The sequence below is a fragment of the Mesorhizobium sp. HAY1-8B genome, assembly GCF_056868045.1.
Map to the genome: position 1 here is coordinate 685,892 of NZ_CP200321.1, position 13,249 is coordinate 699,140.

Annotated in this window: 17 protein-coding genes; 2 read left to right on the plus strand and 15 right to left on the minus strand. The window is 64.0% G+C overall.

Annotated elements, in window-relative coordinates; all coding sequences use genetic code 11:
- Nucleotides 1-25 precede the first annotated feature (25 nt).
- Nucleotides 26-364: a P-II family nitrogen regulator gene (locus AC1VON_RS03405; RefSeq protein ID WP_010912291.1), complete on the minus strand. Its 339-nt coding sequence runs from the start codon at nucleotides 362-364 to the stop codon at nucleotides 26-28.
- A gap of 322 nt (nucleotides 365-686) precedes the next feature.
- Nucleotides 687-1,547, minus strand: a complete 861-nt coding sequence (gene tesB, locus AC1VON_RS03410) for an acyl-CoA thioesterase II (protein WP_172347924.1) — start codon at nucleotides 1,545-1,547, stop codon at nucleotides 687-689.
- Between the two features lie 98 nt (nucleotides 1,548-1,645).
- On the opposite strand from tesB, the gene AC1VON_RS03415 reads away from it, so the two are divergent.
- Complete coding sequence (locus AC1VON_RS03415) at nucleotides 1,646-2,905, plus strand: ubiquinone biosynthesis hydroxylase (RefSeq protein ID WP_483120400.1); 1,260 nt, start codon at nucleotides 1,646-1,648, stop codon at nucleotides 2,903-2,905.
- On the opposite strand, the gene AC1VON_RS03420 is transcribed toward AC1VON_RS03415, so the two are convergent.
- From AC1VON_RS03420 to AC1VON_RS03435, 4 genes are all read right to left on the minus strand, one after another.
- The gene (locus AC1VON_RS03420) at nucleotides 2,902-3,300 is read right to left on the minus strand and encodes a GFA family protein (RefSeq protein ID WP_172347922.1); all 399 of its coding nucleotides are present in this window, start codon (nucleotides 3,298-3,300) and stop codon (nucleotides 2,902-2,904) included. The genes AC1VON_RS03415 and AC1VON_RS03420 overlap by 4 nt on opposite strands.
- A 277-nt stretch (nucleotides 3,301-3,577) precedes the next feature.
- Nucleotides 3,578-4,105, minus strand: coding sequence for a hypothetical protein (locus AC1VON_RS03425; protein ID WP_483120401.1), 528 nt, complete (start codon nucleotides 4,103-4,105; stop codon nucleotides 3,578-3,580).
- Nucleotides 4,106-4,264: 159 nt separating this feature from the next.
- Nucleotides 4,265-4,621 carry a YciI family protein gene (locus tag AC1VON_RS03430; protein ID WP_140776054.1) on the minus strand — a complete coding sequence of 119 codons (357 nt, stop codon included), beginning with the start codon at nucleotides 4,619-4,621 and terminating at the stop codon, nucleotides 4,265-4,267.
- Nucleotides 4,618-4,845, minus strand: a complete 228-nt coding sequence (locus AC1VON_RS03435; protein ID WP_172347920.1) for a hypothetical protein — start codon at nucleotides 4,843-4,845, stop codon at nucleotides 4,618-4,620. Before AC1VON_RS03435 ends, AC1VON_RS03430 begins: the two co-directional genes overlap by 4 nt.
- Before the next feature lie 221 nt (nucleotides 4,846-5,066).
- On the opposite strand from AC1VON_RS03435, the gene AC1VON_RS03440 reads away from it, so the two are divergent.
- Nucleotides 5,067-5,492, plus strand: coding sequence for an OsmC family protein (locus tag AC1VON_RS03440; RefSeq protein WP_010912297.1), 426 nt, complete (start codon nucleotides 5,067-5,069; stop codon nucleotides 5,490-5,492).
- 100 nt (nucleotides 5,493-5,592) lie between these two features.
- Here the strand turns inward: AC1VON_RS03440 and AC1VON_RS03445 are convergent, their stop codons facing one another.
- From AC1VON_RS03445 to AC1VON_RS03485, 9 genes are all read right to left on the minus strand, one after another.
- On the minus strand, nucleotides 5,593-6,222 hold the full coding sequence (locus AC1VON_RS03445; RefSeq protein ID WP_483120402.1) for a YceH family protein: 630 nt from the start codon (nucleotides 6,220-6,222) through the stop codon (nucleotides 5,593-5,595).
- Nucleotides 6,223-6,391: 169 nt separating this feature from the next.
- Nucleotides 6,392-6,838 (minus strand): DUF983 domain-containing protein, encoded by a 447-nt coding sequence (locus tag AC1VON_RS03450; protein WP_483126265.1) that lies wholly within the window; start codon nucleotides 6,836-6,838, stop codon nucleotides 6,392-6,394.
- A 160-nt stretch (nucleotides 6,839-6,998) separates the two neighbouring features.
- Nucleotides 6,999-8,390, minus strand: a complete 1,392-nt coding sequence (locus AC1VON_RS03455) for an aminotransferase-like domain-containing protein (protein WP_483120403.1) — start codon at nucleotides 8,388-8,390, stop codon at nucleotides 6,999-7,001.
- Nucleotides 8,391-8,550: 160 nt separating this feature from the next.
- Nucleotides 8,551-9,330, minus strand: a complete 780-nt coding sequence (locus AC1VON_RS03460) for a succinate dehydrogenase iron-sulfur subunit (protein ID WP_010912301.1) — start codon at nucleotides 9,328-9,330, stop codon at nucleotides 8,551-8,553.
- On the minus strand, nucleotides 9,330-9,767 hold the full coding sequence (locus AC1VON_RS03465) for a DUF3052 domain-containing protein (protein WP_483120404.1): 438 nt from the start codon (nucleotides 9,765-9,767) through the stop codon (nucleotides 9,330-9,332). Before AC1VON_RS03465 ends, AC1VON_RS03460 begins: the two co-directional genes overlap by 1 nt.
- A gap of 2 nt (nucleotides 9,768-9,769) precedes the next feature.
- On the minus strand, nucleotides 9,770-11,605 hold the full coding sequence (gene sdhA, locus AC1VON_RS03470; protein WP_483120405.1) for a succinate dehydrogenase flavoprotein subunit: 1,836 nt from the start codon (nucleotides 11,603-11,605) through the stop codon (nucleotides 9,770-9,772).
- Nucleotide 11,606: 1 nt separating this feature from the next.
- Nucleotides 11,607-12,002, minus strand: a complete 396-nt coding sequence (gene sdhD / locus AC1VON_RS03475; protein WP_483120406.1) for a succinate dehydrogenase, hydrophobic membrane anchor protein — start codon at nucleotides 12,000-12,002, stop codon at nucleotides 11,607-11,609.
- Nucleotides 12,003-12,004: 2 nt separating this feature from the next.
- Nucleotides 12,005-12,424 carry a succinate dehydrogenase, cytochrome b556 subunit gene (gene sdhC, locus AC1VON_RS03480; RefSeq protein ID WP_172347915.1) on the minus strand — a complete coding sequence of 140 codons (420 nt, stop codon included), beginning with the start codon at nucleotides 12,422-12,424 and terminating at the stop codon, nucleotides 12,005-12,007.
- 232 nt (nucleotides 12,425-12,656) lie between these two features.
- Nucleotides 12,657-13,082 carry a hypothetical protein gene (locus AC1VON_RS03485; protein ID WP_483120407.1) on the minus strand — a complete coding sequence of 142 codons (426 nt, stop codon included), beginning with the start codon at nucleotides 13,080-13,082 and terminating at the stop codon, nucleotides 12,657-12,659.
- Nucleotides 13,083-13,249: the final 167 nt, after the last annotated feature.

Below are 13,249 nucleotides of genomic sequence, written 5' to 3' on the forward strand. Positions count from 1 at the left end.
CTCCATTGGAATACGTGTTCGCCGCTTAGAGCGCGTCGGTGTCTGTTTCGCCGGTGCGGATCCGCACCGCCTGGTCGATGCCGAAAACGAAGATCTTGCCGTCGCCGATCTGGCCGGTCTTGGCCGCGGCGGTGATGGCTTCGACGGCCTTGTCGACCGTGTCGGCACTGACCGCGACCTCGATCTTGATCTTCGGCAGGAAACTGACCGCGTATTCCGCCCCGCGATAGATTTCCGTATGCCCCTTCTGACGCCCGTAGCCTTTGACTTCGGTGACGGTCAGGCCCTGGATGCCGACGGCGGTAAGCGCTTCGCGTACCTCGTCCAGCTTGAACGGCTTGATGATTGCCATCACGATTTTCATAAGGTTTCACCCTTTGCTGTTGCGGTCCCCCGCGTTTGCACGACTTCACCGATCCCAAGGAGCCGGAGAGTGCCCCCAAGGATTCAAGCTCCGTGCCAAGTGCCGAAGCAGCGTGTTAACCTGTTGTAAACAAAGGGAATGGAGTGACCGAGGTCAGCAGGCGCCGGTCGCTGCGGCGCGCCATATGCTCAAAATTTGTGCAATTTTTCCATTTTGCCTATTTTGCCGGCTTTGAGCCTGGCGCGAAAGGCGGGAGCTCGGTTTTCTCGGACAAACGATTTTCGTTTGTCCAGTCATCCTGCTCAAACAAGACTCGCAATGCTCAACGCTTGAGCCGGATCAGGCCTTCCTGGGCCACCGAGGCGATCAGCGTGCCGTCGCGGGCATAGAGCGTGCCGCGGCTGAAGCCGCGCGATCCCGAACTCGAAGGGCTGTCCTGCGCATAGAGCAGCCAGCCGTCGAGCGAATGCGGTCGGTGAAACCACATGGAATGGTCGAGACTTGCCGCCTGGATATCGGGATCGAACAGGCCGCGCCCATGCGCGAAGGTCGAGGTGTCGAGCAACGTCATGTCGGAGAGATAGGCGAGCAGCACCGATTGCAGCGCGCGGTCGTCGGGAACCGGCCCGGCAAGCCGGATCCAGACATTCTGCCGGGGCGGCAGCTTGTCGCGGCTCTCATAGTGCTGGAGATTGACCGGCCTGAGCTCCAGCGGCCGCTCACGCGCCCAGAAACGTCGCACCGCTTCCGGCACGCGTTCGGCCTTCTCGAGCAGCTGCCGCTGGGTCTGCAGGCCCTCCGGCGGCGGCACGTCGTCGGGCAGCGCGAATTGATGCTCGAGCCCCTTTTCATCGACCTGGAACGAGGCTTCCAGCGAAAAGATCGCCTGTCCGTGCTGGATCGCCAGCACGCGTCGTGTGGTAAAGGAGCCGCCGTCGCGGATGCGGTCGACCTCGTAGACGATCGGTACCTTGATATCGCCTGGCCGCATGAAATAGCCGTGCAGCGAATGCACGAAGCGATCCGGCTCGACCGTGCGCTGCGCCGCCACCAGCGCCTGGGCGATGGTCTGGCCGCCGAACACGCGCTGCCACTCCACCTGGGGGCTGCGACCACGATACAGATTGTGTTCGAGCCTCTCGAGGTCGAGAATGCGCAGAAGCTCGTCCATGGCCGCCGTCATGTTTTGTGACCTCGCCGCAAAATTGCTATGGCGGTTTCCGACAGGAAGGACGAGCCGTCAAGGGCGCAAGCCCGGTCGGTGCGCAAGGAGCCAAGACAATGGAACGCAAGGCGGACGCCAAGACCAGATCCGGGCTCGATATCCTCGTTGCCGGCGCCGGCTATGTCGGACTGGCCGCCGCCGTCTCGCTGAAGCAGGCGCGGCCGGGTCTTGCCGTGGCGTTGGTCGATGCCGCGCCGGCCGGCGCTTGGCAACGCGATGGCCGTGCCTCGGCCATTGCCGCTGCCGCCTGCCGCATGCTCGAACAGCTCGGCGTCTGGGCCGAGATCGCCCCGCAGGCGCAGGCCATCACCGAAATGATCATCACCGATTCACGCAGCTCCGATCCGGTGCGCCCCGTCTTCCTGACCTTCGGCGGCGAAGTGGCGCCGGGCGAGCCCTTCGCGCACATGATCGCCAACAAGGCGTTGAACGGCGCCTTGCGCGCCAGGGCCGAGAAGCTCGGCATCGATATCATCGAAGGCGTCGCGGTGCAGGGTTTTGAGACCGGCGGTGCCGGTATATCGGTGCATCTGGCCGATGGCGCCGCGCTGACGGCGCGGTTGCTGGTCGCCGCCGACGGCGTCAATTCGAAGCTGCGCGACATGGCCGGCATCAAGACGGTGAAATGGGAATACGGCCAGTCCGGCATCGTCTGCACGGTGGCGCATGAGCGGCCTCACAACGGCCGCGCCGAAGAACATTTCCTGCCCGCCGGGCCCTTTGCCACGCTGCCGCTGAAACCCGACGAGGACGGCACCAACCGCTCGTCGATCGTCTGGGTCGAACGCACGGAAGATGCCAAGGCGCTCGTGGAGGGCGACGATCTCGTCTTCGAGCATGAGCTCGAACAACGCTTTGGCCTGAAGCTCGGAGAGATCCGTGTCGCCGACAAGCCGCGCGCCTGGCCGCTCGGCCTCACCATTGCACGGGCCTTCGTCGCGCCGCGCGTCGCCCTTGCCGGCGACGCCGCCCACGGCATCCATCCGATCGCCGGACAGGGCCTCAATCTCGGCTTCAAGGATGTGGCGGCACTTGCCGAGGTGATCGTCGAGGCGGACCGGCTCGGGCAGGACATCGGTGCGCTCGACGTGCTCGAGCGCTACCAGCAATGGCGCCGTTTCGACACGGTGCAGATGGGCGTCACCACGGATGTGCTGAATCGGCTGTTTTCCAACGACATCACTCCACTGCGCGCCGTCCGCGACATCGGCCTCGGCCTCGTCGAGCGCATGCCGCGCTTGAAGGAGTTTTTCATCCGGCAGGCATCGGGACTTTCGGCCGGTACGCCGAGGCTTTTGAAGGGCGAGGCGATCTAGTCTTTCGTATAGTCAGGCCCGACACGTGTCGGCAGGCCGTCGGCGAGTTTCAACCAAGGGAGCTTCTCCTCGAAAGCGACATGCAGCGTTGGTGCAAATTTTTCCGGCTCCTCCATCGCTGCGGCAAAAAAATGCATGACACCGGACATGTTCTTTGAGCGGAAGGACAGCGGCGAGCCACAGTGATCGCAAAATGTTCTTTCCACACCGGGAGAAGAGTTGAATACCTTCGGCGGCTTGCCCAGCCATCGCCATTGGCTGTCCAAGACGCCAATGTAGGTGGTCATCGGCGCAGAACATTGCCGCCGACAACTTTCACAATGACAGCTCACGCAGGCTTGTGCCGGGCCATCGACTTCAAAAGCAATAACGCCGCATAAGCAATGACCGCGCATGCAAAGTCTCCTTGAGCCAACCGACCTGACCGATAATTTATACCCGTCGTAATGAGGAAGTCGGCGTGAAATGCGCTGAACTGGCGCCCAATTCCGACACCATGTCGAGAACGGTAGTTTTTGAGAACGGAGCGGGGCGTACTCAAATACGTGAGCATTGGCCTACGCCGGCCGGTAGCCTTAACTGCAACGCCACTCATGAGTGCTTCGGCCGGCGAAGGCCGGAAGCGCAGGAAGCCGTCGTTCGCAGGCCGGCTTCACCTGAACATCAGCACACCTAGTTCACTTCAAAGCCCAGCCTCTGCCGCAGCCTCAGCATGCGCTGGTCGGCGATCTCAAGACGCTCCTCGCCGCCTTGGGCCGCACGGTTCACCATCTGCAGCAGGTCGTTTCGTTCCGATACGTCGAGGCGCTCGCGCAGGAACGGCGCCAGCTTGTCGATGACGACAGTGGTGTCGTCGATCTGTGAGGCCGCCCACTTGGCGTAGTTGATCGCCTCGTCGGTCTTCTTCTTGTCGGCGATCTCGGAGATCACCGCGCGAATGACGGCTTCTCGCCGCGGCAGGACAGGGCCGTTCTCGGAGACGATCGATGTAATCAGCGTCGCGGCGGCCACCACCGGATCGTCGATCGCCGTCAGCGGCGACAGGGCCGCCTGATTGCACAGCTTCTTGCGCCTGATGTTGCCTTGCACGCGCCCGACGACATCGGCGACCTCGCGCGCGGCGTCGTTCATGGCCTTCATCCGGTACCACCAGAACGCCGCCGCCCCGAGCACGCCAAGGACAGCAATCAGGAAAGGCATGTCGAAATCCCCCAGGAATCCGACGGACGATAAGAGACCTGCCACGTTGCTTCAACACGCAAGAGTTGCCTCTGGCGAAGAAAATTCAATTTGCGGCTGGTGGAGCTTGAGCGACTGAACAAGCCGATTGCAGGCCCAACCGCCAAAGCCACGCGCCGCCTATGACCCGGGTATGTCATAGATCGCCCGCACCTCGATCGTGCCGAGTTCGGCCAGCGGAATGTCGGCGGCGATGTCCAGCGCTTCCTCGAGAGTGTCCGCCTCGATCATGACGAAGCCAAGCAACTGCTCCTTGGTTTCGGCGAAAGGGCCGTCGGTGACAAGGCGCTTGCCCTTGCGCCGTCGCACCGACTTCGAGGTCTTCACCGACTGCAGCGCCTGCGCGATGATCAGCTTGCCCTGTTGATCCAAGGACCTGTCATAGGCCAGCGAATCGGCGTCGAGCTTGGCCCCGCGCTCCACGGTCAATGCATGGAGGTCTTTTTCCTCACCATAGACCAGACAGACATATTTCATTGCGCGCTCCCGTGCTGCGATGAATCATAGGATGCGGCGACGAGCGTGTCAGCCTTGCCGTCGACCGCGGCCGCGTGGTCGAGAAGGCATGCCGCGGCGCCGATGATGGCAACAGCCGCCAGCAGCCTGCCGAAGCCGCCCACCGGCGGGTCTAGCCAGAGATCTTCCTGTCGCCCGGCCTTATGGCCTGGCCTCTTCCACAATGCGAAAAACAGATTGTCCATGTGATACCTCCATCCGGCCACAAATCCGATGGCCGCCCCCAGGACGGCCGGGCCGGATGGAAGTCGACATTTTCGCACGCGCTTTTTTCAGGAAAAATTTCGGCCCGACACCAATGTCGCGGTTTCCGCTGCGATCGCGCGGTGGCCTTCCCCCGCGCCCGCGCTATAGTTGGCTGGAACGCCGGCGCCGGGCCGGCGCAATCGAGGCCAAGGAGGACTTCATGGACCGCACCGCAACCGCCGTCTGGAAAGGCAATCTGAAAGAAGGCAAGGGCACGCTCGACAGCCAGAGCGGAACCTTGAAAGGCACGCCCTATTCGTTCAAGGCGCGCTTCGAGGATGAAAGCGGCAAATCCGGCACCAATCCGGAAGAGCTGATCGCGGCTGCCCATGCCGGCTGCTACGCCATGCAGCTTTCGCATTTCCTGGCCGAGAACGGCACGCCCGCCGCCGAACTCGACGCCAAGGCCGTGGTGACGCTGGTCCCGGGCACCGGCATCACCGGCAGCGCGATCACGCTCGTCGGCAAGGTGCCCGGCATCGATGCGGCGAAATTCAAGGAATTGGCCGAGAAGGCCAAGGCCGAATGCCCGGTCTCCAAGGCTCTTGGCGCCATAAAAGTGTCGCTCGACGCCAGGCTTGGCTAGAGCAGGATGCCCTGAAGTGACAAACGCCGACCCAAGAGCCGGCGTTTTCATTGGGGGCAACGGCACCCTGCGTCAACGTCTCGAATGAGTGCTGGCGGCCCTAAGCGCCCAGCGCGTCAAGCCGGGCGCGAAGTGCCGCGACTTCCTGCTCCAGAGCCTCCAGCCTCGCTTCCAGGTCGGAGTGAGGCAAGGCCGGGGCACTGCGCTGCGCCGATAGCACCGCGACGTCCAGCGGGCCGGCGAGAAGATGCACATAACGGTCCTCACGCTGGCCCGGCCCGCGCGGTATTTCCTGGATCAGCGGCGGCCGACGGCCGATCAGCATGTCGAGTTCACCGCGCAGGTCTTCGATCGAGGAAAATCGCGCCATGCGCTCGGCTCGCGCCAGGAGCTCGTGCGCCGTCTGTGGTCCGCGCAGCAAGAGCAGGCCGAGCAACGCGCTCTGCGGCGTGGTCAGCGAGAAGCGCTGCGCCATCTGATGCTCATAGCGCTCGACGCGCGAGCCGAACATCTGCCGCACAAGCCCCTTCTGCTCGAGCAGCTTCAGTGCCCGGTGCACCTCTGTCTGCTCCAGCGCCATCACCGGCTCGCGCGCCGTCTTCTGGTTGGCGGCGGCAAGTGCGCTGTTGAGCGTCAGCGGGTAGACATCAGGCGTCAGCTCCTTCTTCTCGATCAGGCAGCCGAGCACGCGCGCTTCGACGGGATTGAGGATGGGAAGGTCTTCGCTCATGAAAGTTCAGCCTCCCGGCGGTAGAGATCGGTTGCAAGCGTTCGTTTGCGGGCTTGACGGGCGTCATCCCTGGCCATGCCGGCCAGGTTGATTTCCTCGAGCACTCCATCCAATGCCTATAGCCGCCACCGCACGCGCCGTTCAACCGTCATTTTCGCCATTGCTGTCGTCACAGCCTGTCGTCGCCAGGCAAGGTCGCGGTCGAGCCGGTCACCACGGCGGATGCCGGCGGGATCAGCGGTGTTACCATCCGGCCCTCCTCCGCTTTGTAGAAATACTGGCTGGCCACCAGCCATCCCTTCAGCGGCCGCAGCGGCGGGATGCAGGTCAGAAGCATGAACGGCAAGGTGGTGAAGAGATGGACCCAGTAGGGCGCTTCAAAGCGCACCTCGATCCAGAGCGCGAGCACCACGCTCGGCACGCATGCGAAGCAGATCACGAAGAACGCCGGGCCATCGGCTGGGTCGGCGAACGAATAGTCGAGCCCGCAGACCTCGCAGCCCTTGCGCAGCTTCAGGAAGCCCTCGAACAGATGTCCCTCGCCACAGCGCGGACACCGTCCCCTTATGCCCGTCTCAATCGGTGAGAGGGGAGGCCATTCGCGATCCTGAACCATTTGTTTTGCCCTTGCCTGCGGCGCCTGCATAGAGACCCCTGCCCTTTCGCGGTCACTCGCCCGCGTGCGACGGCAGGAACTTGCTGGTCTCCACGGCGTCATTGATTGCACAATGTATGTGGTATGTATGCATACATTGTCAAGAGCAGTCCCTACAAGATCAAACCACCATCGACGATATGGCCGGCGACTGCGACAGAAGGTCCGCAACGATCCGCAGGCTGTCACGCAGATCGTCTTCGTTCGCGGCCGCGCCAAGTCCCAGGCGGACAGCCTCGGGCGGCGACGCGATGGCGAAGGCATCGCTCGCCACCACGCCGATGCCGGCCGAGCGCAGCCGCGCGGTGAATTCGCCCCGCGTCCAGGGACCGGTCAGCCGCAGCCATGCGTGGAAGCCCCGCGGGTCGGCCTGTCCGAAGCCGGGCGGCAGAATGGCGGCGGCGATCGCCTGCCGGCGACGCGACTCCTCGCGGATCGCGGCAAGGACCGCGTCGGCGGTTCCCTCCTCGACCCAGCGGGTCGCGATCGCGGCCGTCAGGGGGGAGGCCATGGAGGCGGTCGCCCTTATGGCGCCCGCCACCCTGGCGGCAGCGCGGCCGTCCGGCAGCACGAGATAGGCAATCCGCAACGCTGGGGACAGGCATTTCGCCAGGCCCGCGACATGATAGACGAGATCCGGCGCAAGCGCGGCCAGCGGCGGCATGGGGTCGGCCGGCAAGGCGCCATAGGCATCGTCCTCTATAATGGGCATCTGATGGCGGCGGGCAATCTCGATCAAGGCCTCGCGACGGCGGAGAGGTAAGGTCGCGGTCGTCGGATTGTGCAAGGTCGGCGTGCAATAGAGGGCTTTTGGCCGATGCTCCGCGCACACGGCCTCGAATGCTTCGGGAACGAGCCCATGCTCGTCGATCGGCACGCCGACGAGATTGATCCTGAGATGCGCGGCCAGCGACCGGAAGCCGGGATAGGTCAGGGCCTCGACACAGATCGTCTCGCCGGGTCCGGCGAGCACGCCGGCCAGCGCCAGCAGCGCGCCCTGTGCTCCCGGGCAAACCAGAAGCCGCTCCGCGGGAATGGCGCCGAGCCTCGGTGAAAGCCAGCGCGCGCCAGCGGCGCGGTCGCGACCGGTTCCGCCGGCCTCCTGGTAGCGCAGAAGCAGGCCCAGCCCGTCATCCGCCCGCAGATCGGCAATTCCATCCCACATCCGCGCGACCAGCCCGGCATCCTCGAACCGGGGTGGCAGGTTCATGCTCATGTCGACAAGGCCGGTCGAGACACCTCGTCCCTCGGTCGGTCGCCGAGCCCGGACATAGGTGCCCTGCCCGACCCGCCCGTCGATCAGACCCCGCTTGCGCGCCTCGGCATAGGCGCGGCTGACCGTGGTGAAATCGATGCCCAGCGCGTCCGCCAGCGCGCGTTGCGGCGGCAGTCTGAAACCGCCGGCCAGCCGGCCCGAAGCGATATCGGCCGACAGGGCATCGGCAATGGCGAGGTAGACCGGCCCGGCGCCCTTGCGGATGACCGGCGTCCATGAAGCCTGATTGTCGTCCATTGCCTTCGCCTCGCGATCCAGATGTATGGATATTGTATGTCACGGTAGGCGAATGCAAGGCCTCGACAAATTGGCTGGCGATGGGAGCACTGCCGGCGACCGGACGATCCGACCTTGCCGACACGACAGCCCGCCCCAAGGGCGGGCAAGATAGTCGGCGTCAGACGCGCCGTTCGACCATCATCTTCTTGATCTCGGCGATCGCCTTGGCCGGGTTGAGGCCCTTGGGGCAGGTCTGCGCGCAGTTCATGATGGTGTGGCAGCGGTAGAGCCGGAACGGGTCTTCGAGATTGTCGAGCCGCTCACCCTTGGCCTCGTCGCGGCTGTCGATCAGCCAGCGATAGGCCTGCAGCAGCGTCGCCGGGCCGAGATAGCGATCGCCGTTCCACCAGTAGCTCGGGCACGAGGTCGAGCAGCAGGCGCACAATATGCACTCGTAGAGCCCGTCGAGCTTCTCGCGGTCCTCATGGCTCTGCAGCCATTCCTTGGCCGGCTGCGGCGACACCGTCTTCAGCCACGGCTCGATCGAGGCGTGCTGGGCATAGAAATTGGTGAGGTCCGGCACCAGGTCCTTGACCACCTGCATATGCGGCAGCGGGTAGACTTTCACGGCGCCGGAAATGTCGTCGCAGCCCTTGGTGCAAGCGAGCGTGTTGGAGCCGTCGATGTTCATGGCGCAGGAGCCGCAAATGCCTTCGCGGCAGGAGCGGCGCAAGGTCAGCGTCGGGTCGATCTTGTTCTTGATCCAGAGCAGCGCGTCGAGCACCATCGGCCCGCAATCGTCCATGTCGACGAAATAGGTGTCGATGCGCGGATTCTCGTCATCGTCCGGCGACCAGCGGTAGATGCGGTATTCCCGCAGATTGGTGGCGCCCTCCGGCTTCGGCCAGGTCTTGCCCTGCTGGATCTTCGAGTTCTTGGGAAGCGTGAGTTCGACCATTACCTCAGGTCCTTTCGGATGACGAGCTTCAGCCCGGACCAGATTTCATTCACTGCGGCGACCTTGACGTCGACAAGGTCGCGCTTCAGCGCTTCAGTGCGCACGACACCCTCGGTGACATCGGTCGGCACTTTCGATGCCTTCTTCGGCCAGGACACCCAGACCATGCCGTCGCGCTTGATCGCCGCCTCGACATCGCCCAAGCGATTCTCGATCTCGGCGCGCTGCCTGGTGAAGGCGTGGACAGCGTCGTATTTGAGAGCAACGCCTGAAATGCCGGACCAATCGGCCAGCCGATCGACTTCGGCGAAGGCGACGGCGTCCGTCAGGTCGTCGAGTTCCGGCGGCAGCGCGATAAAGGCCGCGGTCATGCCGTCCTTCAGGCCGAGCTTGGCCGGAAGAGGCGTGCCGGAATATCCCGTCGCCGCCAGCGCCATTGTCAGTACACCCTGGCCTTGGGCGCGATCTTGGCGAGGCTGATGCCACCGTCCTTCTCGGCCAGCAGCGGCTCGGTGTGCACCGGCCGGTAGCTGAGCGTCACCTTGCCGTCCTCACTCACCCTCGCCAGCGTGTGCTTGCGCCAGGTGGCGTCGTCGCGCGCGGAAAAGTCTTCCCGCGCATGCGCGCCACGGCTCTCCTTACGCGCCTCGGCGCTGTAGACCGTGGTGATGGCATTGGCCATCAGGTTCTCAAGTTCCAGTGTCTCGACCAGGTCGGAATTCCAGATCATCGAACGGTCGAACACCTTGACGTCCTTGAGCTCGCCCCAGATTTCCGAAATGCGCTTGCAGCCGTTCTCCAGCGATTCCTGCGTGCGGAACACGGCAGCGTCTTCCTGCATCGCCTTCTGCATCTTCTCGCGCAGCACCGCCGTCGGCGTCGAGCCATTGGCGTGGCGCAGTCCGTCGAAGCGATCCATGATCCTCTCGACCGAGGCTTCGTTGGGCGAAGGGATCGCCGCCTTGCGGTCGATGACCTGGCCGGCGCGGATCGCCGCGGCGCGGCCGAACACCACCAGGTCGATCAGCGAATTCGAACCAAGCCGGTTGGCGCCATGCACCGAGGCGCAGCCGGCCTCGCCGACCGCCATCAGTCCGGGCGACACCTTGTCCGGGTTCTCTGCCGTCGGCCTCAGCACCTCGCCCCAGTAATTGGTCGGCACGCCGCCCATATTGTAGTGCACCGTCGGCAGCACCGGGATCGGCTCCTTGGTCAGGTCGACGCCGGCGAAGATCTTTGCCGATTCCGAGATGCCGGGCAGCCGCTCATGCAGCACGGCTGGATCAAGATGGTCGAGATGCAGGAATATATGATCCTTCTTCTTGCCGACGCCACGGCCCTCGCGGATCTCCAGCGTCATGCAGCGCGAGACGACGTCACGCGAGGCAAGGTCCTTGGCCGACGGTGCGTAGCGCTCCATGAAGCGCTCGCCTTCGGAATTGACGAGATAGCCGCCCTCTCCGCGCGCGCCTTCGGTGATCAGGCAGCCGGCACCATAGATGCCGGTCGGGTGGAACTGCACGAACTCCATGTCCTGCAGCGGGAAGCCGGCTCTGGCTGCCATGCCGCCGCCGTCGCCGGTGCAGGTATGCGCCGAAGTCGCCGAGAAATAGGCGCGGCCGTAGCCGCCGGTCGCCAGCACCACCATCTTGGCCGAGAAGCGGTGGATGGTGCCGTCATCGAGATTCCAGGCGACGACGCCGGTGCAGGTGCCGTCCGGCTCCATGATCAGGTCGAGCGCGAAATACTCGATGAAGAACTGCGCGTTGTTCTTCAGCGACTGGCCGTAAAGCGTGTGCAGGATGGCGTGGCCGGTGCGGTCGGCGGCGGCACAAGTGCGCTGCACCGGCGGACCTTCGCCGTAGTTCATCATGTGGCCGCCGAACGGCCGCTGGTAGATCTTGCCCTCTTCGGTGCGCGAGAACGGCACGCCATAGTGCTCGAGTTCGTAGACCGCCGCCGGTGCTTCGCGCACCAGATATTCCATGGCGTCGACATCGCCGAGCCAGTCCGACCCCTTGACGGTGTCGTACATGTGCCATTGCCAGGAATCCGGACCCATATTGGACAGCGAGGCGGCAATGCCGCCTTGCGCCGCCACCGTGTGCGAGCGGGTTGGGAACACCTTGGTGATGCAAGCGGTGCGCAGGCCCTGCTCGGCCATGCCCAGCGTGGCGCGCAGGCCGGCACCGCCGGCCCCGACCACCACCACGTCGAACTTGTGGTCGACAAAAGTATAGCCTGCCATGTTGGCTGATTTCGCGTCCTTGGCCAACTCAGCCTCCGAATGCCAGCTTGAGCAGGGCGAAGATCGAGGCGACGCCAACCGCTACAGTGAAAAATGTATTGAGCGCGATGAGCGCCAGCTTCATGCCTTCGCCATGCACGTAGTCCTCGATGATCACCTGCATGCCGAGCCGCATATGGACAAGGCCGGAGACCAGCACCAGGGCCAGCACCAGGGCGACGAACGGATTGGCAAGCGCCGCGCGCGCCTCCGCATAGCCGGCGCCGTTGAGCGCGATGAGAAACCCGACGAAGAACAATGTCAGCGGAATGTTGGCGATAGCCGTGAGGCGCTGGCGCCAGAAATGGCCGGTGCCCTCACGGGCGGAGCCAAGGCCGCGGACTTTCGCCAGCGGCGTGCGCATGTCGGTCTTGCCAGTACTCATGGTCAGGCTCCTCGCGCCATGTAGCCGGCGACCCAGATCAGCAATGTGAGCAGGATCGAACCCGCGAGCGTTGCCCAGGCGATCTTGGAGGCCGTGTGCTTTTCGAGGCCGGCGCCGGTATCCCAGACCAGGTGGCGCACACCGCCCAGCATGTGATGCATCAGCGCCCAGGTGTAGCCGAACAGGATGAGCCGGCCGAGCCAGGTGCCGAAAGCCCAGTTGACCCAATCGAAAACCGGTTGCGAGCTTGCCGCCGCCATCAGCCAGGCCGCGACCAGCAGCGTACCGAAATAAAGCGCGCCACCGGTGATGCGATGGATGATCGACATCGTCATGGTGATCGGCGGCCGGTACACGCTCAGGTGCGGCGAAAGTGGCCGTTCACGCCGGGCGAATTCGCGGGTGGCTGGTGATTTGCTCATGGCTCCCCCAGTTCGGCGTCTCTGGAGCCCCAGGTGGAAATGCGGCATTACCGCTTTCGGTTGCGACTTCGGACAGCCGGTTTCTAATGCTCTTTTTGCACCGCGTCAAAGCCAGAAAATCGTTTTGGAAACGTCATTTAGTCTGACAAACCGGCGGCCTTCCGCCTCAATCGATTAGAAGCCGGCACAGCGTTCGCTGCAGTGCGATAGGCCGCGGCGGTTTACGCGGGCCCTATCGCTTGCAGGTCTGTGGCGTCGAGCCCCTCTTCATCACCAGCGCCTCACGCCCGTCGATCACGATTGCGTCATGCGTCGCGGCCTCCTGGTAGCGGCTGGACTGGTTGGCGGGCGAGGCCGCAAACTCCTCGGTCGCGCCGTCAGGCCCGACCACATGCAACGACGAGCCGAGATTCTGGATGGTGATCATGCCGTTGTTGCCGCATCTGTAGGTGGCCGTGCCGATGCCGGATCGCGGCGCGGTCAGGTCGGTGGTGATCTTGGTCGCAGGTGCCGGAGGCGGCGTGGCTGCGATGGACTGCTGAGCCGGCGGGGGCGGGACGGAGTTGGCCGCCTTCGGCGCGTCATCCTGCGGCACGCAGGCAGCAACGATAAGGAGCAACGGGAAAACGGACATCCAAACCGTTCGGCGTAACGCCATATGCTGTCCTCCCGCGCGGCAGACTAGCCACGATGCCACCCCAAGATCAAGGTTGCCTCGGCGTTACCCTCAGATCCATTCGATGCCGGCCGCGATGGTGCGGTCAAGCATGGCCGAATGATGGCCGCCGGATTTTTGTCCAGACGGATATTAACCATGTTTATCGA